This is a genomic window from Lysinibacillus sp. KU-BSD001 (assembly GCF_042920265.1).
GTDB lineage: Bacteria > Bacillota > Bacilli > Bacillales_A > Planococcaceae > Lysinibacillus_B.
The window spans coordinates 1-20247 of record NZ_JBDQZI010000013.1; the positions used below are offsets into that span (position 1 = coordinate 1).

Consider the following 20247-nt stretch of genomic DNA (forward strand, 5'->3'; position numbering starts at 1 on the left):
CCATAAAAGAATTTGAGTAAGCTCAAATTTGCTGGCATCATGTTTGATGTCCAAAATTTTGTTTCTTATTCAGAAACGTTTATTGTTAACGTTTTGCTTGTTCAGTTTTCAAAGTTCATTTTTCGTTCTGCTTCAACAGCAACTTTTATATCTTAACACTAACCTAAGTTTGTGTCAACAACTTTTTCGGAAGTTTTTTATCATTATCTGCTTTCGATAGTGACTTTTAGTATCTTACCATCGACTTTTTATAAAGTCAATGATTTTCTTTAAAACTTTCTTCATGTCTTAGCGACTTACTTATATTAGCACCACCTACTCATATTCGTCAACACTATTTCATAAGTTTTTTTGAGAAACTCATTTCTTTTTAAAATCCGCGCAAAAAAGGAGCATGCCAAACATGCGAAAAGTATTGATATTATTAGGTTTATTTACGCTATCATTAGCTATTTATTATTCTCTTCAAGACATTCGTATTCCTGTATTTTTAATGACAGAGGAGCCCAATGTAATTGTAAAAGGAAATAATGGACAGGTTCTGATAATAGAATTAGATTTTGAACATGATGGACTAGTAGAATTCATTGCTTCCCCAAACAGTCGTAATACACTATTTTTGTTAGACGCTGATCTTATTGAACGAGCGGACCATCTTGTGGAGTTATTAACTACCTATCAACGTGCTACTGGATTATTAGGGGAGACGCTTGAAACAGTTGAGGAAGATATAGCTGTTTATGAAAATGCATTCGATAACAAGCCATTATGGTTTATGTTAAAAGGTTATATGTATGAAGACACATTAAAACGCACATTATTTGAACAGCAAATTAATATGATTGCCCCTTCTCTTGTTGTTCGCAACAATGTGTTACCTAAAAAACTGGAAAAAGGAACGATATTATCTTTGCCTGTATATAAGGAGACAAATGTAGATTTTACTCAATTTTCGGATTGGGTGGCTAAACAACACTTTCTTTCTATAGAAGAAAGTCTATTTGGTTATTCACTTAAAACAAAACGTTATCCTTAAAAAAGACTGACCAGAAGTTGTGGTCAGTCTCTCTTCATTATTAAGATTGTTGCGCTGTTTGCTTTCGTGCTTTGCGGCGCTCCTCTAATTTTTTACGATCTTGCTCTGATTTTTCATTATACTTCGGTAACATTAATAACTGATACGCATTTACTGCGACAAGTGGGAATAATAATAGAGCAACATACATATTAATATTGTCTTGACGCCCCATTAACGCAATAATCCATTCTAACGATGTAATGACAATCATAAAGAACATCGCTGAAATCAATACGTGCTTTTTGCCAGTCATGTTCACTTTTTTCATAGCAGTTGCCACTGCTGCGCCTACTAAAAACACTAATAAACCTATGTAGAATAGCCAATCCCCTACAGATTTAGCATCAGGTGCAAAGCGGAAAATCACTAAATCCACTAAGACAATGACAATTAAAAGTAATTGTACCCAGTTCCAAAGTGTTAACGTTTTAAAAACACCGACACCAATTTGATGCAGCGTGAGATAAGCAAAAAAACCAGCTTGGGCAATTACACTCATCGTAAAACCAAGTAAAATCATCCATGTAAAGGCAGCAATAAATTCACCGAATTCACCTGCCACTAAATATGGTTGAAAGAAATTCCAGCGTATAAAAAGGCTTGCCACTGCTGTGACACCACCGCCAATTAGCATAGCTACTACAAAAAACTTAAACCAATTTCGTATCGTCACGACAAATTGTCCTCCGTTTATTCAATTTCCTCATCTTATTTTAACAATGCTTTTGTAAAAAAGCTAATGATGATGTGATTCCATACATATTATTCCCCGAAATGTGAACAATAATTGAAAGAGCGCTTTCACGGAAAGGAAGGAACTTATGCGGCGACTATTCATCTTATGTTGGGTAGCTTTAGTGTTAGTTAGTTGTTCAGGCGAAAATACGTCGACGTTATCATATGAAGAAGTAAAGAAAATTATGGTAGACGCATTGCAAACAGAAGAGGGTAAAAAAGCGATACGACAATTACTTCAAGACCAAAGTTTTCGTGAACTACTTGTGCTTGAACACACGGAAGTCGATACAGCCATGAAAAACACACTCCTCTCAAAAGAAGCGGAGGATTTTTGGAAAAAGACATTTGAAGACCCTAAGTTTAAGGAAACATTAGCAAAAAGCATGCAGGATCAGCAAGAAAAATTAATGAAAACCTTAATGAACGATGCCGAATATCAAAAAACATTAATCCAATTTTTTGATCAACCAGATATGCAAAAACAATTCGAGTCCATTTTAAAAGGAACCGAACTTCGAAAACAGATGGAGGACGTTGTAAAAGAAACAATTGAAAATCCATTAATGCAATCCAAATGGCAAGAGTTGATTCGTAAAAGTGGAGAGGAAGGTGGAGGAAAAGAAGGCGAATCTGGTGGCGGTAAAGAGGAAGGTGGAGGAAAAGACGGTGGCGGTAGTTAAAGCTGCTGTATACAACACTTATACAGTAAGCTGATTACTGTTATCTATAGCGAGAAAATACTCCCCCTCACCGAAAGATAGGTAGCGATTCTAATGAATGGAATCGCTACTTTTTATATGTAAAAAACTATCCACCCTTTATGGATGGATAGTCTTGAAATACAATTACTTTGTTAGCTTGTCAACGATACGTCCAGCGATTTCTAAATAGATTTTACCAGTAGCATGGTCTTCAGCATAAACAGACGGTGCAAAATCCTCATCTGCCCAGTCTGGTTGACCTAAAGGAATTTGACCAAGTAAATCGGTGCGTAACTCTTCCGCTAGTTTTGGACCGCCACCTTGACCAAATACGTATTCACGTTCACCTGTTAGTTTGGACTCAAACCATGCCATATTTTCAATTACACCAAGAATTTCATGGTTTGTTTGTAATGCCATCGCACCTGCACGCGCTGCAACAAACGCTGCTGTTGGATGAGGTGTTGTGACAACGATTTCTTTTGAAGCTGGCAACATTTGATGTAAATCAAGCGCTACATCCCCTGTACCTGGTGGTAAATCTAATAATAAGTAATCCAAATCGCCCCACTCTACATCACGGAAGAACTGATCTAATACTTTTCCTAGCATTGGTCCACGCCATACGATTGGTGCATTGTTTTCTACGAAGAAGCCCATCGAAATAACTTTTACACCCATGCGCTCTACAGGATAGATACGGTCATTTTTTACAACTGGCATTTCTGTAATGCCCATCATATCTGGTACGCTAAATCCGTAAATATCCGCATCGATTAAACCTACTTTTTTACCTAGACGAGACAGCGCTACTGCCATATTGACTGACACTGTTGATTTCCCAACGCCACCTTTACCAGAGGCAATGGCAATAAATTGCACTTTAGATAATGGCGATAAAATATCTTGCGCCTCTGCTTCTGTCGCTTGGCCGCGGAATGAATCTAATACTTCCGGTGATAATTCTTCAAAGCGAATACCTACTGAAGCTGCACCATTTGCTTTTAATACCTCAACAATTTTCATTTGAAGTGTCATTTGTTCTGGTGTGTTTGTTTTTGCAATGGCAATTTTGACGCTAACAAATTGCTTGTCTTCTTTAATTGTTACGCTTAAAATGCCGCCTGTTTGCTCTAACGTTCTATGTAAAAAAGGATCTTCTAATTGTCCCAATAGTTCTCTGACTTGTTGTTCGTTCATCAAATTCATACACTCCCCCAAATTTTATATCCATTGTTAGTATATCACACTGCACTTCTAGTAGTACTGTGAGTTGCTTCACTCATACGACATATCAAAATAGCTTTCAATACCTTCGGCGATGGCGATGGCCATTTTTTCTTGATAGTTTTTATCCGCAAGTAACGCACTTTCTTCTGGGTTGCTTAAGAAGCCTGTCTCTACTAACACAGAAGGTACTTCCGTTTTTTTCAGTAAATACACTTGCTCAATCGCCAGTGCTTCTCTGTTTGTGTTTCCTAAGTCTTCTCGAATCGATGATTGAATCGCTTTAGCTAAGTACTGGCTTTGCTCATGTCCTGTTTTATGATAAAACACTTGCGCACCACGCCACTGACTATCTGGAATAGCATTAGCATGGACTGTAATAAATAAATCCGGTTGTGTGCTTGCAACAATCGATTGTCTTAGGAAAATATCTTGTTTTTTGCGTTCTCGCAATGTTGGGTACTCTTCACCTGGTTTATGCTCGCTAATGACATCCCCTTCTGTTGTACGTGTCATCACAACTTCCGCTCCAAGACGCTTTAACTGTCGCGCTAGTTTTTGTGTAATTGCAAGTGTGACGTCTTTTTCAATGAGATCGCCATTTGACGCTCCACCATCTATTCCGCCATGTCCAGCATCAAGCACTATTGTTACCCCACCTAGAGGCTCAGGTAAGAAAAAGCGCCTGTCCGATGCACTTGTTTCATACACAACGACGAGCATACAAGTACATAGTAATACAAGTACTGCTAACCAACGTCGCACATGTCCACTCTCCTTTTTCCATACTATACGTAAAAGAGATGGAGTCTATGCATTATTCCATGGCGAGATGATTTTGTAATGTTGCGTAGAAACCACGTTGCTTCATTAATACATCGTGATTACCTGATTCTAAAATCTGCCCATCTTTTATCACCAGAATTGTGTCTGCATTTTCAATTGTTTTTAATCGGTGGGCAATCACGAAGCTTGTACGCCCCTTCATTAAGTTATTTAAGCCTTTTTGAATGTGTAATTCTGTCATCGTATCCACACTTGATGTCGCCTCATCAAGAATTAAAATATCGGGGTCTTCTAAAATGGCACGCGCAATCGCAATGAGCTGTCGTTGCCCTTGACTTAAATTCATACCACCGCTTGTTAGTAATGTGTCATATTGCTGTGGTAAATATTTAATGAAATTATGGGCATAAGCAATTTTCGCTGCTTGTTCTACTTCTTCATCTGTTGCGTCGAGTTTACTGAATCGAATGTTTTCACGGACTGTGCCAGAGAATAAGTACGTATCTTGCAATACAACACCGACATGGTCACGGACATTGGCCATTTTATAATGTGTAATCGGCTCACCGTCCAACAAAATTCTCCCCCCTGTCGTATCATAAAAACGAGTAAGAAGCTGAATAATCGTTGTTTTACCTGAGCCGGTTGGACCGACAATGGCTACCATCTCACCCGTGCTCGCTGTGAAATCAATGCCACGTAAAATGGGCTTTCCTGTTTCATATTCGAATGCTACTTGTTCAAACTGAACATCCCCGTTAAAGCGATTCTTTTCTTTCGCATCTGACTTGTCTGCCAATTCTTCTTTTTCGTCTAAAATTTCAAAGACACGCTCTGAACCAGCAATAGCTGACTGAAATGTATTTAACAAGTTGGATAACTGATGAATAGGACGGAAAAATTGACGCGTATAGACTACAACAGAAGCAATCACCCCAATGGTGACATCACCTTTCACTGCTAAAATAGCGCCCACACCAATAACTAATCCTGTACCAAAATTATTCATGAAGTTATTAATCGGACCCATAAAGCCAGAAATAATATCTGCACGCATAGCAGATGTACGTAGACGTTCATTCGCTTCTGTAAACTCTGCTACGGTTTGCTTTTCTTTCCCAAACAGCGTTGTAATATCCGAATTGGAAATAGTCTCTTCTATATACCCATTTAACTGTCCTAAATCACGTTGCCGCGCTACGAAATTAACACTACTACGCTTGATAATTTGCTTTGTTATCCATACGATGAACGGAATAACCGTTAATGTCACAATCGCTAGCATCCAATTCAAATAGAAAAGCACAAAAGCCGTCCCAATAATTGTTAGGAATGAAGAAATAATTTGTATAACACTTTGCGATAATGCGGCATTTAAGTTATCAATATCGTTTGTCATACGACTCATTAAGTCGCCTTGCTTACGCTTGTCGAAAAACGATACAGGTAAGTTTTGTAGCTTTGCAAACAACTGTTGGCGTAATTGGCGAATGGTTTTCTGTGAAACACGGATCATTACATAAGACTGTAACCACGTGAATAATGAATACACTGTATAGACAATCGCTAGCATGATGGACATACGAATCGCCCCGCTCACATCTACTTTTAAAATGTATTCATCCGTAATGACACCCACTAAGTACGGACCGATTAAGCCAAGTAATGAACCAATAATGACTAAAAATGTTGCTAAAAGCATCCCTAATTTTTGCTGGCGCAAATAGCTCCATATACGTAGGAGTGTCTGTTTTTGATTTTTTGGCTTTACGACAGGTCCATTAAATCGTCCGCCTGGATGGCCCATTGGTGGTGGCGGTCCGCCTGGTCGTTTATTCACTTACCGTCCCCCCTTTTTCTATTTGTGTGCGTACAATTTGTTGATATAAATCACTTGTTGCGAGTAATGCCTCATGTGTTCCACTGGCAGTAATTCGCCCATCATCCATGACAAAAATTTGATTTGCATGACGAATGGAAGAAACTTTAGATGACACGATAAATTTCGTTGCATCCACAAACTCTGCTTGAATTGCTTGTTGAATTTTCTTTTCAGAAATACTATCAACTGCACTTGTCACATCATCTAAAATAAGGATGGCCGGTTTACGAATAAACGCGCGCGCCATGGCGAGACGTTGTTTTTGTCCACCCGATAAATTCGTTGCCCCTTGCGTTAATCTATGCTCTATACCGGCTGGTAACTTCTCTACAAACTCGCTTGCACAAGCAGCAAGCAAACTTTCCGTAATTTGAGCATTTGTTGCGGCTTCCTCTCCGTAGCGAATATTGTCAGCAATCGTCTTGGAAAACAATGTTGCCTTTTGCGGTGCAAATCCAATCGATTCACGGAGCTGTTGTAAATCGTAGTGTTGAATGGGAATCCCGTCAATTTTTATCGTTCCTTGATTAGCATCAAATAAACGCGGAATCATTTTGACAAGTGTTGACTTTCCACTACCGGTCATACCGATAATCCCGACTGTTTCTCCTGCCTTCACGGAAAAGGACAGCTCCTTTAGTACAGGTTCTGTGTCTTTATTATAAGAAAAGTTGACATTTTCAAAAACAACATCGCCACGTACCGAATGATTCACTGGTTGCTGTGGACTCGTCACTTCCGTTGTTTCTTCTAATACTACAACGATACGCTCTGCGCTAGGTACGGCACGCGCAAGCTGTACAAGTACCATCGAGGAACTCATTAAACCATTCATCACCATCATTAAGTAGTTAGTAAATGCTAAAATAACGCCAATTTGAATCGTATTGTTTTCTACTTTAATGGCGCCCAGCCATAATGCTGCAACGATCCCCATATTAATAACGAACATCGATAACGGAGCTAAAATCCCAATGATTTGATCTGCATGAATACTGCGTTTCATCAGCTGCGTATTCACTTCAGCAAACTGGTCAATCTGATGATTTTTACGGTTGTATGCTTTTATTACTCGGATGCCTGCTAAATTCTCTTGTACTTTTGTATTCACTTGGTCCACAACCTTTTGTACACGGTGAAATAGCTTCCCTGAAACCATCGTAAAGAAGTACACACAAATAGCCAAAATCGGTACGACAACGAGTAAAATAGAAAACAACTCCCGCGCTGTGAAATACACCATCACAATAGCGCCAATAAATAACATCGGACCACGCACAAAAATCTTCAATAACATTGTGAGTGCACGCTGAAGCATTTCTACATCGCTCGTTAAATTTGTAATGAGTTTACCGAGCGTAAATTGATCCTTACTACTATTCGAAAAGTATGTAATCGTTTCATATAAATCATGTCGTATATCCGCCGCAAAATTGATAGCTGCACGTGATGCATAAATGGAACAACCTACACCACCAACCAAACCGACAATCGCTGCTGCAATCATCAGGCTAAACATCGTTACAATATAAGCCGTATCATTTTGTGCAATGCCGGTATCAATAATCAACTGTAAAATAGTTGGCTGCACTAAATCCATCCCCACTTCTAAAAGCATCATAAGTGGCGCAATAATAGCAAATGCACTATACGGCTTTAAATACTTTGTTAACTTCAAAACAGCCTGCAAAGCCCTAACCTCCGTTCATTCCAAAATGTTTCACGTGAAAAAACCCTCAAACTTTCGCTTGAGAGACTGGATTGTTACAAGTAACTCACTTCGTATATTACCTGTATCACCAATATTACTCTTCTACTGTTTCTTCGATTATTTCATCTAACGCAAAAGCCGCTTTAAAATCATTCATAATCGCTTCTGTCGCCTTCAGTTCACCTGCAATAATTGGGTGAATGGACTGTAATTCGACAGATTCTAATTGTTGTTTTAATGTATCTTGCCTAATAACCAATTGCTGATAAAAGGCAAGCGCTCTACCACGCCGAAATGTTTGTGCCCCATGATGCCCTCTTTTTCGCTCACCATGTCTACGTTCTGCTCTAGTAAATCCCTCTTCATGCTCTCTTCTCATGTACATCACCTCTTGAATACAATTGTATACAAATGTATTCCATTATACAATGAGTTGTTTTATTCTCAATGTGTCCCGATATACAAAATTACAATATGCCGTATTTAAAGCGCGGTTTTTATTATATAGTAGAATTAGTAGGTTTTTTGTATATTTTTACTAGATGAATATAGAAATGAGGGGGGATCACATGAATAGCAAATTAAAAGCCGTTGTGGATTCAATTGATATTTATCAAGCAACCTACCCAGAAGATGCTTGTGTACTCATTTTCGATACAGAAAAAGTAGTGGGGTATAAACGCGGGAAAATGGTCGATTTAAATATTAGAGTCGGGGAAACCATTGACATGCACAAAAACACAACAAGTGTCCGCGCAATGAAAAGCGGACAATTTCTCCGAGAAGAACGAGGGGCGGAACTATTTGGATTTGCCTATATCGCCTCTGCATGCCCTATTTATGACGAGGGCAAAGTTGTTGGGGTCGTTACTGGTGTGATTTCGAATGACCGTGTGCATCATATGCGGATTGTAGCTACAGAGCTTTCAAGTGCTGTACAGCAAATGTCTGCTACAACAGAGGAATTAACACAGGCTAGTACTCATGTATCCAAGCGCATGGAAGACTTATCGGCATTTGCCCATACAATGAATCATGATATCCAGCAAATTAACTCGATCGTCAATACTGTGAAAGATATTTCAAGAAAATCACAAATTTTAGGGTTAAATGCTTCTATTGAGGCAGCACGCTCAGGCGTTCATGGCAAAGGCTTCGCTGTCGTGGCAGAGGAAATCCAAAAAATGGCGCAAAGTAGTACAGCAAGTGCCGAAAACATTACGAAGGAACTCGAGAATATTACAAAATCGATGAGTTATGTAAATGAATCGACCACACAAATCGTTGCGTTTACACAGCAGTATACAGCAAGTATGCATGAAATGAATGAGGCGTACACAAATATGAACCGGATTGGCACTCAGTTAATGGATTTGAGCGAGGTGGATTAATACAATATAAACACACTACAGCTTATAGCAAAAATAAAGGAGCCATCCTCCACTGGCTTGGATAGCTCCTTTTAACGTTTAAGCTTTATCTCACTTTAACGAGCATCATTAAAACAAACAAGATGACACCAAGACCAATTAACCACCATACGAGATTTGTAATCTTCTTTGGTACTTTCTTTCCTTCCCATGCAGAAGGGCTATTCCATAAGAGTAGTAAAATAATAATCGTTATAATGGTGCTACAGCTTCTTAAAATAATGAATCCTAAACAAACATCTCCTAATAAATATTATCAGTACAGCTTTTACTGTCTCATACTACTCACTCTTACAAGGTGATGCAATTACGGAAATATTGTATTTTTCTCACCTTAAAAACCAACAATATAATTAATCTGAACTAATAGAAAAAACCTCCCAAGGCAAAAGCCTTGAGAGGTTGGAAGTTCTGTATGCGTAAAATTAACGTTTTGAGAACTGAGGTGCACGACGAGCGCCTTTAAGACCGTATTTTTTACGTTCTTTCATACGAGCGTCACGAGTAAGTAAACCAGCAGATTTTAACGCTGGGCGGAAATCTGGGTCAACTTGTAATAATGCACGTGCGATACCATGACGGATTGCACCAGCTTGACCAGTGAAACCACCACCGTTTACGTTTACGTGGATATCATAGCTACCTAAAGTTTCAGTTGCTACTAATGGTTGTTTAATTACTTCACGTAATGTTGCGAATGGAACGTAATCTTCAACATCGCGTTTGTTGATAACAATTTTGCCTTCGCCTGGTACTAAACGTACGCGAGCTACTGAGCTTTTACGACGACCTGTGCCGATATATTGAACTTGTGCCAAGGGTATATCCTCCTCTTTATATTATATTATCCGCGAAGCGTATAGCTTTCCGGTTTTTGTGCAGCGTGTGGGTGCTCTGCTCCAGTGTAAACGTTAAGTTTACCGAACATTTTACGACCTAAAGAGTTTTTAGGAAGCATACCTTTAACTGCTAACTCAATCATTTGAGTTGGGTATTTTTCTTTCATTTCACCAGCAGTACGTTGTTTTAAACCGCCTGCGAATTGAGTGTGACGGTAGTAAATTTTACCTTCTAATTTGTTACCTGTTAACTCAATTTTGTCAGCGTTGATGATGATTACGTGATCACCAGTGTCAACGTTTGGTGTGAAAGTTGGTTTATGTTTACCGCGTAAAATTGCAGCTACTTCAGAAGCTAAACGTCCAAGAGTTTGGCCTTCTGCGTCAACTACTAACCATTTACGCTCTACTTCGTGACCTTTAGCCATGAATGTTGTACGCATGAATATATCCTCCTAATCGATAGTTATTACCGTTATTTTTCATTAGTCTACACTATAAGTTTTCGGGGCTTATTTGTGGTTGGTAATGAAAATACCATACATCATCATATAATGGATTACATGATAAGTCAAGAGATTTAATTAAACACCTGGAGAAGTTGTACTAGCTCTCGTAGAATACCTTTTCGAGGTATAAACCTTGTGCTGGCGCGGTTTTACCTGCTTTCCCACGATCCATACTAGCAATCATCTCTTTAACATTTTCTGTATTTCTTTTACCAATACCTACTTCCCACAATGTACCAGCGATAATTCGCACCATATTGTATAAAAAGCCATTGCCTTCGATTGTCATATGCAGTTCCTCACCGTGCCAAGTAAGCTCTAAACGATAAACCGTACGCACTTTATCTATCACACTCGTATTCGCCGCGCAAAAAGCGGAAAAATCATGCGTACCGATTACCGCCTGTGCTGCCTCTTTCATCGCTTCCACATCCGGCTTGACACCGTTTGTTTCGACTGCATAAAAACGGCGAAACGGACTTGGAATCGCTTCACAGTTCCAAATATAGCGATAACGCTTGCCACTCACACTATAGCGTGCATGGAACTCGCTTGCTACTTCTTCTACTGCATGGACACGTATATCCCGAGGCAGCTGCACATTTAACGCCTTCCTATACTTATCACAAGGAATCGCAAGGGGTGTATCAAAGTGAATGACTTGTCCTGTCGCATGGACACGCGCATCCGTACGTCCACTTGCTGTAACCTTCACTTGCTCTCCTTTATGCATCACCGACAATACTTTCTCCAGCTCTAACTGTACGGTACGCTCTCCAGGTTGTACTTGGTAACCTGCAAAGTTTGTCCCATCATAGCTAATTGTCGCCTTTAACCTTCTCATAAAACACTCCTAGTTACGGAAATACACAAGTACTACGGCCATCACTACAAGTGATAATAATGCGAGTGTATCACCTGAATCCCATTTTAACTGGCGGTAACGTGTACGCCCTTCGCCCCCACGATAACCGCGCACCTCCATTGCCGTTGCTAAATCTTCTGCACGCTTAAATGCACTAACAAATAGTGGGACAAGCAATGGAACAATCGCCTTTAAGCGATCTTTTAACGGCCCTGCACTTAAATCAGAGCCACGTGCCATTTGTGCTTTCATAATTTTATCTGTTTCATCCATTAATGTCGGGATGAAACGAAGTGAAATCGACATCATCAATGCTAACTCATGTACAGGCAGCTTGATCTTCTTAAGCGGATTTAATAATGTCTCAATACCGTCCGTAATCGAAATTGGCGACGTTGTTAGCGTTAAAATAGACGTCACAAATACAAGAACTAAGAAACGAACCGAGATGAAAATCCCCTGCTTTAAGCCTTCCTCATAAATTTTAAGGAACCCTAAATCGACAATGATATTCCCTTCACGCGTAAATAAAATATGCAGTAGGAAGGTGAAAATCATTAAAAGAATGACCGGCTTTAACCCATTAATTAAGAAATAAAGGCGAATACGGCTCATGAAGATCACTGCAGCTGTAAAGGCTAATAATAACCCATACGTCATCACGTTATTGGCTAAAAATACGATGACAATAAAAGCAAATACAAACATCAATTTTGAACGTGGATCTAAACGATGCACAAAGGAATCGCCCGGAATATAACGCCCAAAAATCATTTTTTCCATCATGAATGATCACGCTCCTTTACAACAAGCGCAATCTGTTGTGCTAGTTCCTCTTCTGTTAAGCATACTTTTGCTAGCTTCGTATTCATCATTTTCTCGACACGTTGCTGGAACTTGACAATACGCGGTAATTCTAACCGGTACTCATTCAGTGTTTCCGCATCTGCAAATAGCTCTCGCGGCGTTCCTGTGAGTACACAGCGCCCTTCATGCATAATAGCGAGCTGATCGGCGTAGCGTGCCGCATCCTCCATACTGTGCGTCACAAGTATCGTTGTTAAACCACGTTCTTTATGCAGCTCGTAAAACATGTCCATAATCTCTTTTTGCCCGCGTGGGTCAAGACCTGCAGTTGGTTCATCTAATACAATGACTTCCGGTTCCATGGCCAGTACCCCTGCAATCGCTACACGGCGCATTTGCCCGCCGGATAAATCAAATGGCGATTTTTCAAGTACCATTTTCGGAAGTCCTACAAGCTGAATCAACTCCCGTGCACGACGCTCTGCTTCTTGTTCAGATACACCAAAATTCATCGGACCGAACATAATGTCTTTTAGTACGGTTTCTTCGAATAATTGATGCTCTGGAAATTGGAACACAATCCCGACCTTTTGACGAATCGGCTTTAATTCCTTTGCTTTTTTCCCTGCTTCAATCACACGGTCACCAATATGCACCGCTCCTGTAGAAGGCTTTAATAGTCCATTAAAGTGCTGTAGGATAGTAGATTTACCTGAGCCCGTATGACCGATAAGGGCTTGATATGTGCCTGAAGTAATCGCTAAATCGACATCGTAAAGTGCGTACTTTTCAAATGGTGTACCTTTAGAGTACGCATAGCCTACTTGTTGAAGTTTGATGTCCATAAGTCATTCACCAGCTCTTCTTCTGTCATATGTTGCCCTACAAGCTGTACACCTTGCGCTTGTAGTAGCTTCGTCATTTTCATCGCAAATGGTAAGTCTAACCCCAGTTCGACGAGTTGATCACCTAGCGCAAAAATTTCCGCCGGTGTTCCTTCGGCATATTTTTTCCCATCATTCATAAATAACACATGGTCCGCAAGCATTGCTTCCTCTAAATCATGTGTAATCGATAGTACTGTTAAGCCAATTTTTGCGCGAAGTGCTTGTACCGTTTGTAATACTTCTTCACGCCCTTGTGGATCTAACATCGATGTTGCTTCATCTAAAATTAAGATTTTGGGATGCATTGCAAGTGCGCCTGCAATGGCTACACGTTGCTTTTGCCCACCGGATAAATGATGAGGCTCATGGTTCAGGAAGTTATCCATTTTCACTTGTTTTAATGACCCGTGTACACGCTCTACCATTTCCTGATAAGGTACGCCGTTATTCTCAAGGGAAAAGGCTACATCATCTTGTACCGTAGCGCCTACAAATTGGTTATCTGGATTTTGAAACACCATCCCGATATGAGAACGTATCTCCCATAAGTTTTCCTCCGTTAACACTTCACGCATAATGCGCACTTCTCCTGCTTGAGGAAATAACAGACCACTCATCAATTTAGCAAGCGTTGATTTTCCTGACCCATTATGCCCCACAATGGCAATCCATTCGCCTTCATTCACAGCAAATGTGACATCTTGTACTGCTTTGCGTGCATCAGGAACGTCAGGTGTATATGAAAACGTTACGTTATTAAACGATAAAATTTCTGTCATGTTCTCCGCTCCTTACTTCTCTGCTCTACTAATAAAATTACACTTTTTTATATATGTTTGCTACCTTTTTTCAGAAAACTATATCCCGGTAAGGTTCATATATAAAAATAAAGCACGTTTGTCTAAAACGTACTTTATTTTTATATATGTATTAAGCTGCACTTTTTAAAGAATAAAAAAGCGCGCACCTCATTCAGAGAAATGCGCTTATCACTACATTAAATCGAACAAGACGGCTGCTCATTTCCGCTTATTCTTTGTGAATGAGGTGCGAGAGCTAGACGAGACGCCTGGAAAATCCACCGCTCATCGTAACGCTCAGCTTATTTATTGTCGTATAAATCATTTATTTAAAAAAGGGAGTGCCGTTCAACAGGTGAACTAGGCACCCCCTAACCCAAGTTTACGATTAAACTAATTCAATCACAACTACAGGTGCGCCGTCTCCACGACGAGGACCTACTTTAAGGATGCGAGTATAGCCACCTTGACGCTCAGCGTAACGTGGAGCAACCTCATCAAATAACTTTTGAAGTGCGAATGAAGTTGTTTCGTTACCTTCTTCATCAGTTTTCGTTACTAACTCACGACGGATGAATGCAGCCGCTTGACGACGAGCATGTAAATCTCCGCGTTTACCTAAAGTAATCATTTTTTCAACAGCTTTACGAACTTCCTTCGCGCGAGCTTCAGTCGTTTCGATGCGCTCATTGATGATTAAGTCAGTAGCTAAGTCACGTAACATCGCTTTACGTTGAGAACTTGTACGGCCAAGTTTTCTGTAACCCATGGATGTTTCCCTCCTTTATAAATATCTCTGATCTAGCTTATATATTGTAAAATGTGCTTAGTCTTCTTTACGTAATCCTAAACCAAGCTCTTCTAACTTCGCTTTAACTTCTTCTAAAGACTTGCGACCAAGGTTGCGAACTTTCATCATGTCGTCTTCTGATTTATTAGCAAGCTCTAGTACCGTATTGATACCAGCACGCTTTAAACAGTTGTAAGAACGAACAGAAAGATCTAGTTCTTCGATAGTCATCTCTAAAACTTTTTCTTTTTGATCTTCTTCTTTTTCGACCATGATTTCAGCAGTTTGCGCTTCATTCGTCATGCCTACGAAAATGTTTAAATGCTCTGTTAAGATTTTCGCTCCAAGCGAAATCGCCTCTTTTGGACCGATGCTACCATCTGTCCACACATCAAGTGATAACTTATCGTAGTCAGAGTTCTGTCCAACGCGAGTGTTCTCCACTTGGAAGTTGACGCGTGAAACTGGAGTGTAAATAGAGTCGATCGGGATCACGCCGATAGGAAGATCCTCACGTTTGTTTTGATCAGCAGGAGTGTAACCACGACCTCGTTGCGCATACATACGCATACGTAGATGACCGTTTTTAGCAATTGTTGCAATATATAGATCTGGATTTAAAATTTCTACATCACTGTCATGTGTAATGTCAGCAGCAGTAACTACGCCTTCACCTTTTACATCAATCTCAATGACTTTTTCTTCGTCAGAGTAGATTTTTAAAGCAAGCTTTTTGATGTTTAAAATGATTGAAGCAACATCTTCTACTACACCTTCTACAGTAGAGAATTCGTGTAATACGCCATCAATTTGCACTGATGTTACAGCCGCCCCTGGTAATGAAGATAGAAGGATACGACGTAGTGAATTACCCAAAGTGTTTCCATATCCGCGTTCTAGCGGTTCTACAACAAATTTACCATGCTTGGCATCATCGCTGATCGTTTCAATCTTTGGTTTTTCAATTTCGATCATTTCAATTTACCCTCCTTCAAAACATCGAATGTATAGGTTATACCATCATAGTATCCGGTCAAATATTGACCTTTGAAAATTGCACAAGACTTTTGCACAAGAAATGATGTTACCTAAGGAATATCCTTAAGTTGCACCCACTACACGCGACGACGTTTTGGCGGACGGCAACCGTTATGTGGAACTGGAGTAACGTCTTTAATAGCAGTTACTTCTAAACCAGCAGCTTGAAGTGCACGGATAGCAGCTTCACGACCAGCACCAGGACCTTTAACAGTTACTTCCAACGTTTTCAGACCATGTTCAAGGGATGCTTTCGCAGCAGTTTCTGCAGCCATTTGAGCAGCAAATGGAGTTGATTTACGTGAACCACGGAAACCAAGTGCACCAGCTGAAGACCAAGAAACAGCGTTACCTTGCATATCTGTAATCGTTACGATTGTATTGTTGAATGTAGAACGAATGTGTGCGATACCAGCTTCGATATTCTTTTTCACACGACGTTTACGAGTTTGTTGTTTACGAGCCATGTTAAGAAGGAACCTCCTTTACTTAATTATTTTTTCTTGTTCGCTACAGTCTTACGAGGACCTTTACGCGTACGCGCGTTGTTCTTCGTATTTTGACCACGAACTGGTAAACCACGACGGTGACGGATACCACGGAATGAAGCGATCTCCATTAAACGTTTGATGTTTAATGAAATTTCACGGCGTAAATCACCTTCAGTTTTATATGTGTCTAATTGTTCACGGATTTGGTTTAACTGATCTTCTGAAAGATCGCGTACGCGGATATTTTCGTCAATACCAGCTGCCGCTAATACTTTTTGAGAAGTCGTTTTACCAATACCGTAAATGTAAGTTAATGAAATTACCACGCGTTTGTCGCGAGGAATGTCAACACCAGCAATACGTGCCATGTACGTTGTGCACCTCCTTAAATATTACCCTTGTTTTTGTTTGTGTTTAGGATTTTCACAGATTACCATTACTTTACCGCGTCGGCGAATTACTTTACATTTTTCGCAGATCGGTTTCACAGATGGTCTCACTTTCATCTAACCTAACCTCCTTAATAGTCCGGAGTGCAAAAGATTATTTAAAACGGTATGTGATACGACCGCGAGTTAAATCATAAGGAGATAACTCAATAGTAACCTTATCTCCAGGTAGGATACGAATAAAGTGCATACGAATCTTTCCAGAAACGTGTGCAAGCACCGTGTGCCCATTTTCTAATTCTACCTTAAACATCGCGTTTGGCAAAGTCTCAACAACTGTCCCTTCGACTTCAATTACATCGTCTTTCGCCATCAACCCTTAGCTCCCTTCTATATGCAATTTCTGATTCCCCTGAGAATCAAAGCAACTGTTTTCTTCTAGTAAGAAGCAACCCATTAACATATGTCCGGATTGTATGAGAGATGTTTGAAAGACGCTCGTCTGGTTTCGCTTCACACAATCCACGGAATAGAACAGGTCCGGTTAAGGAACTGTCTTCCTTATGTTCATACGATAGCCGGAATGTCTAGGATGGGCTACCCCCACCCATTTACACAGATGCTTCCACGAAACCCATTATACCTTTTTTCCGAAGCGTCCACACGCCGTAGCGCTCAATTTCGTCTATAAAGATATATACCGGGCACAATATGCTTTTGCAACTCTCAAAAAATTGTTTTCCTGTTGCCTCCGCTTTTGACCTTACGCAGAAGCGTATCTAGCGCCCGGTCAGGTATCAGCTGCGGATGCCCTGTAATAGAGCGTCAAGATCAGCGAATACTTTTTCAATATCCTGCTGTCCATCAATATTCGTTAAAACGCCTTTCGCTTGATAAAAATCAAGTAAAGGTTGTGCTTGATTCATATTTACTTCCAGACGGTTTGTTACCGTTTCAGGATTATCATCCGCACGTGTGTAAAGCTCACCGCCATCTTTATCACATTTTCCTTCCTCTTTTGGAGGATTGAAAACAAGGTGATAAGATGCACCACAAGATTTACAAATACGACGACCACTTAGGCGTGCTACTAGTTCATCTTTTTCTACTTGGATGTTGATTGTATGCTCAACCGGACGACCAAGCTCTTCTAAAATGTGATCTAGCGCTTCCGCTTGCGGAACTGTACGTGGGAATCCATCTAATAAGAATCCTTTTTCACAATCCGCTTGTGAAAGTCGTTCACGAACGATACCAATCGTTACTTCATCTGGAACTAATTGTCCTTGATCCATAAACGATTTAGCTTGTAAGCCTAGTTCTGTGCCTTCTTTAATTGCAGCACGAAACATATCGCCTGTAGAAATATGAGGGATTGCGTACTTCTCAACAATTTTCTCTGCCTGAGTACCTTTACCTGCACCAGGTAGACCCATTAAAACGATATTCATACGTAATTTCTCCCCCTGTAACAAAACTTATCTACTGTGATAGCTGGTTAAGGAAACAAAAACGTTTCCCTAAACCTGCATTATTTCATAAAGCCTTTATAATGACGTTTCACTAGTTGCGATTCTAGTTGCTTCATTGTCTCTAGCGCTACACCGACTACGATAATCAAACTCGTACCACCAATCTGCACGGAAGCAGGAAGGTTCATAAAGTTAATAAATAGAATCGGGATAGCTGAGATGACAACAAGGAAAATTGCCCCTACGAAAGTTAAACGGTAAAGAACTTTTGTTAAATAAGTTTGCGTATCATTCCCTGGGCGAATGCCTGGAATGTATGCGCCTTGTTTTTTCAAGTTGTCAGCCACATTTTCAGGATTCACTTGAATGAATGCATAGAAGTATGTGAATGCAATGATCAGCGTAACATAGACTATAAAACCAACAGGATGTGTATACTGCAGATTATTTGTAATCCAAGTCGTTACACTATTTTGACCAAAGAATGTCGCAAGCGTTTGAGGTGTTACAAGGAACGCTACTGCGAAGATTACCGGAATAACCCCTGCAGCATTTACTTTTAACGGTAAGTGCGTTTGTTGTCCACCAACTGCCTGACCACGACCGGCAACTCGTTTTGCATATTGAATCGGGATTTTACGTAAAGCTTGTTGTACGTAAATGACCCCTACAACAATAGCTAATAGCACTAAAACTAAAAGAGCTAAAATGGCAATGTTAATGAATAACTGTTCACCAGCACCTTCAATTTGTTGTGCATATACTTGGTTCACTGCGTTTGGAATCGCGGCGGCAATACCAGCGAAGATAATAATGGAAATACCATTACCAACACCATGCGCAGTAATTTGTTCAGCTAACCACAGAAGGAATGCTGTCCCTGCTGTCAGTACAATGGCAATTGTTAAATAAGATCCAATGCTTGTGTCTGTAATCAATGATCCACCGTAGAATTGGTTGAAACCAAACGACATCGCAAATGATTGAATAAAGCCAAGCACGATCGTAAAGTAACGAGTGAATTGCGCGAGTTTACGTCGCCCTACTTCACCTTGCTTTGCCCACTCTGCAAACTTTGGTACAACGTCCATTTGCAATAACTGAACAATGATTGAGGCTGTGATGTACGGCATAATCCCCATCGCAAAGATAGAGAAGTTAGACAGTGCACCACCGCCAAATGTATTGAGGAAGCCAACAAGATTAAACTCGTCAGTCGCCTTTAATACATTTGCGTCAACGTTTGGTACCGGGATAAACGTCCCGATACGAAAAACGATTAACATTAAAAGTGTGAAGATGATTTTATTTCGTATATCTCGAACGCGCATAAAGTTAGAGATCGTCTGAAACATTAAATCACCTCAGTTGTTCCGCCAGCATTCTCGATTGCTTCTTTAGCAGAAGCTGAGAACTTGTGAGCTTTTACAGTAAGCTTCACATTTAAAGTTCCGTTACCTAAAACTTTAATGCCTGCTTTCTCGTTGCTCACTACACCAGTTTCTAATAATAATGCAGGTGTTACTTCTGCACCATCTTCGAAACGGTTTAATGCATCAAGGTTAACGATAGCATACTCTTTACGGTTGATGTTCGTAAAGCCGCGTTTCGGTAAACGACGGAAAAGTGGGTTTTGACCCCCCTCAAATCCTGGGCGAACGCCGCCGCCTGAACGAGCGTTTTGACCTTTATGACCTTTACCTGCAGTTTTACCGTTACCAGAACCGATACCACGACCAACACGGTTACGCTCTTTACGAGATCCTTCTGCTGGTTTTAACTCATGAAGTTTCATTATAGGTGGCAC

The 20247-nt window shown here is 40.2% G+C and carries 24 protein-coding genes; 3 read left to right on the top strand and 21 right to left on the bottom strand.

The genetic code is table 11. The annotated features are described in order from the left end of the window. Positions 1–403: 403 nt before the first annotated feature. Entirely contained in the window at positions 404–1036 is a 633-nt protein-coding gene (locus tag AAGS61_RS16295; protein WP_391374220.1) for a hypothetical protein, read from the top strand. Positions 1037–1076: 40 nt separating this feature from the next. On the opposite strand, the gene AAGS61_RS16300 is transcribed toward AAGS61_RS16295, so the two are convergent. Next, positions 1077–1751, bottom strand: a complete 675-nt coding sequence (locus tag AAGS61_RS16300; RefSeq protein ID WP_391374222.1) for a KinB-signaling pathway activation protein — start codon at positions 1749–1751, stop codon at positions 1077–1079. A gap of 148 nt (positions 1752–1899) precedes the next feature. Between AAGS61_RS16300 and gerD the strand changes: the two genes are divergently transcribed. Beyond that, positions 1900–2496 (top strand): spore germination lipoprotein GerD, encoded by a 597-nt coding sequence (gerD, locus tag AAGS61_RS16305; RefSeq protein WP_391374225.1) that lies wholly within the window; start codon positions 1900–1902, stop codon positions 2494–2496. 165 nt (positions 2497–2661) lie between these two features. Here the strand turns inward: gerD and AAGS61_RS16310 are convergent, their stop codons facing one another. From AAGS61_RS16310 to AAGS61_RS16330, 5 genes are all read right to left on the bottom strand, one after another. Beyond that, entirely contained in the window at positions 2662–3720 is a 1059-nt protein-coding gene (locus tag AAGS61_RS16310; protein WP_391374544.1) for an Mrp/NBP35 family ATP-binding protein, read from the bottom strand. 75 nt (positions 3721–3795) lie between these two features. Further along, positions 3796–4509 carry an N-acetylmuramoyl-L-alanine amidase gene (locus AAGS61_RS16315; protein WP_391374227.1) on the bottom strand — a complete coding sequence of 238 codons (714 nt, stop codon included), beginning with the start codon at positions 4507–4509 and terminating at the stop codon, positions 3796–3798. A 52-nt stretch (positions 4510–4561) separates the two neighbouring features. Beyond that, the gene (locus AAGS61_RS16320) at positions 4562–6337 is read right to left on the bottom strand and encodes an ABC transporter ATP-binding protein (RefSeq protein WP_391374547.1); all 1776 of its coding nucleotides are present in this window, start codon (positions 6335–6337) and stop codon (positions 4562–4564) included. A 25-nt stretch (positions 6338–6362) separates the two neighbouring features. After that, the gene (locus AAGS61_RS16325; protein WP_391374230.1) at positions 6363–8102 is read right to left on the bottom strand and encodes an ABC transporter ATP-binding protein; all 1740 of its coding nucleotides are present in this window, start codon (positions 8100–8102) and stop codon (positions 6363–6365) included. A gap of 115 nt (positions 8103–8217) precedes the next feature. Further along, positions 8218–8502: a 2-keto-3-deoxygluconate kinase gene (locus tag AAGS61_RS16330; RefSeq protein ID WP_391374232.1), complete on the bottom strand. Its 285-nt coding sequence runs from the start codon at positions 8500–8502 to the stop codon at positions 8218–8220. A 190-nt stretch (positions 8503–8692) separates the two neighbouring features. Between AAGS61_RS16330 and AAGS61_RS16335 the strand changes: the two genes are divergently transcribed. After that, complete coding sequence (locus tag AAGS61_RS16335) at positions 8693–9514, top strand: methyl-accepting chemotaxis protein (RefSeq protein ID WP_391374235.1); 822 nt, start codon at positions 8693–8695, stop codon at positions 9512–9514. A 464-nt stretch (positions 9515–9978) separates the two neighbouring features. Here the strand turns inward: AAGS61_RS16335 and rpsI are convergent, their stop codons facing one another. From rpsI to rplO, 15 genes are all read right to left on the bottom strand, one after another. After that, on the bottom strand, positions 9979–10371 hold the full coding sequence (rpsI, locus tag AAGS61_RS16340) for a 30S ribosomal protein S9 (RefSeq protein ID WP_391374238.1): 393 nt from the start codon (positions 10369–10371) through the stop codon (positions 9979–9981). A gap of 26 nt (positions 10372–10397) precedes the next feature. Then, positions 10398–10835: a 50S ribosomal protein L13 gene (gene rplM / locus AAGS61_RS16345; protein ID WP_391374240.1), complete on the bottom strand. Its 438-nt coding sequence runs from the start codon at positions 10833–10835 to the stop codon at positions 10398–10400. A 163-nt stretch (positions 10836–10998) separates the two neighbouring features. Next, positions 10999–11745 (bottom strand): tRNA pseudouridine(38-40) synthase TruA, encoded by a 747-nt coding sequence (truA, locus tag AAGS61_RS16350; protein WP_391374243.1) that lies wholly within the window; start codon positions 11743–11745, stop codon positions 10999–11001. Positions 11746–11754: 9 nt separating this feature from the next. Continuing rightward, complete coding sequence (locus tag AAGS61_RS16355) at positions 11755–12552, bottom strand: energy-coupling factor transporter transmembrane component T family protein (protein ID WP_391374246.1); 798 nt, start codon at positions 12550–12552, stop codon at positions 11755–11757. Continuing rightward, a complete protein-coding gene (locus AAGS61_RS16360) occupies positions 12549–13418 on the bottom strand; it encodes an energy-coupling factor ABC transporter ATP-binding protein (RefSeq protein ID WP_391374249.1) in 870 nt (289 codons plus the stop codon). The genes AAGS61_RS16355 and AAGS61_RS16360 overlap by 4 nt, the downstream gene beginning before the upstream one ends. Next, positions 13394–14239 (bottom strand): energy-coupling factor ABC transporter ATP-binding protein, encoded by an 846-nt coding sequence (locus tag AAGS61_RS16365; protein ID WP_391374252.1) that lies wholly within the window; start codon positions 14237–14239, stop codon positions 13394–13396. The genes AAGS61_RS16360 and AAGS61_RS16365 overlap by 25 nt, the downstream gene beginning before the upstream one ends. Positions 14240–14648: 409 nt before the next feature. Continuing rightward, on the bottom strand, positions 14649–15029 hold the full coding sequence (rplQ, locus tag AAGS61_RS16370; RefSeq protein ID WP_036151908.1) for a 50S ribosomal protein L17: 381 nt from the start codon (positions 15027–15029) through the stop codon (positions 14649–14651). A gap of 57 nt (positions 15030–15086) precedes the next feature. Next, the gene (locus tag AAGS61_RS16375) at positions 15087–16025 is read right to left on the bottom strand and encodes a DNA-directed RNA polymerase subunit alpha (protein WP_391374254.1); all 939 of its coding nucleotides are present in this window, start codon (positions 16023–16025) and stop codon (positions 15087–15089) included. Positions 16026–16165: 140 nt separating this feature from the next. After that, positions 16166–16555, bottom strand: a complete 390-nt coding sequence (gene rpsK, locus AAGS61_RS16380; RefSeq protein WP_053997247.1) for a 30S ribosomal protein S11 — start codon at positions 16553–16555, stop codon at positions 16166–16168. A 26-nt stretch (positions 16556–16581) separates the two neighbouring features. Then, positions 16582–16947 carry a 30S ribosomal protein S13 gene (gene rpsM, locus AAGS61_RS16385; RefSeq protein WP_391374258.1) on the bottom strand — a complete coding sequence of 122 codons (366 nt, stop codon included), beginning with the start codon at positions 16945–16947 and terminating at the stop codon, positions 16582–16584. 24 nt (positions 16948–16971) lie between these two features. After that, positions 16972–17085, bottom strand: a complete 114-nt coding sequence (rpmJ, locus tag AAGS61_RS16390) for a 50S ribosomal protein L36 (protein WP_000868344.1) — start codon at positions 17083–17085, stop codon at positions 16972–16974. Between the two features lie 37 nt (positions 17086–17122). Next, the gene (gene infA, locus AAGS61_RS16395) at positions 17123–17341 is read right to left on the bottom strand and encodes a translation initiation factor IF-1 (RefSeq protein ID WP_016839390.1); all 219 of its coding nucleotides are present in this window, start codon (positions 17339–17341) and stop codon (positions 17123–17125) included. Positions 17342–17765: 424 nt separating this feature from the next. After that, positions 17766–18419, bottom strand: a complete 654-nt coding sequence (locus AAGS61_RS16400; RefSeq protein ID WP_391374264.1) for an adenylate kinase — start codon at positions 18417–18419, stop codon at positions 17766–17768. An 80-nt stretch (positions 18420–18499) separates the two neighbouring features. Continuing rightward, complete coding sequence (gene secY, locus AAGS61_RS16405; RefSeq protein ID WP_391374266.1) at positions 18500–19795, bottom strand: preprotein translocase subunit SecY; 1296 nt, start codon at positions 19793–19795, stop codon at positions 18500–18502. Then, the gene (gene rplO / locus AAGS61_RS16410; protein ID WP_036151926.1) at positions 19795–20235 is read right to left on the bottom strand and encodes a 50S ribosomal protein L15; all 441 of its coding nucleotides are present in this window, start codon (positions 20233–20235) and stop codon (positions 19795–19797) included. The genes secY and rplO overlap by 1 nt, the downstream gene beginning before the upstream one ends. Positions 20236–20247: the final 12 nt, after the last annotated feature.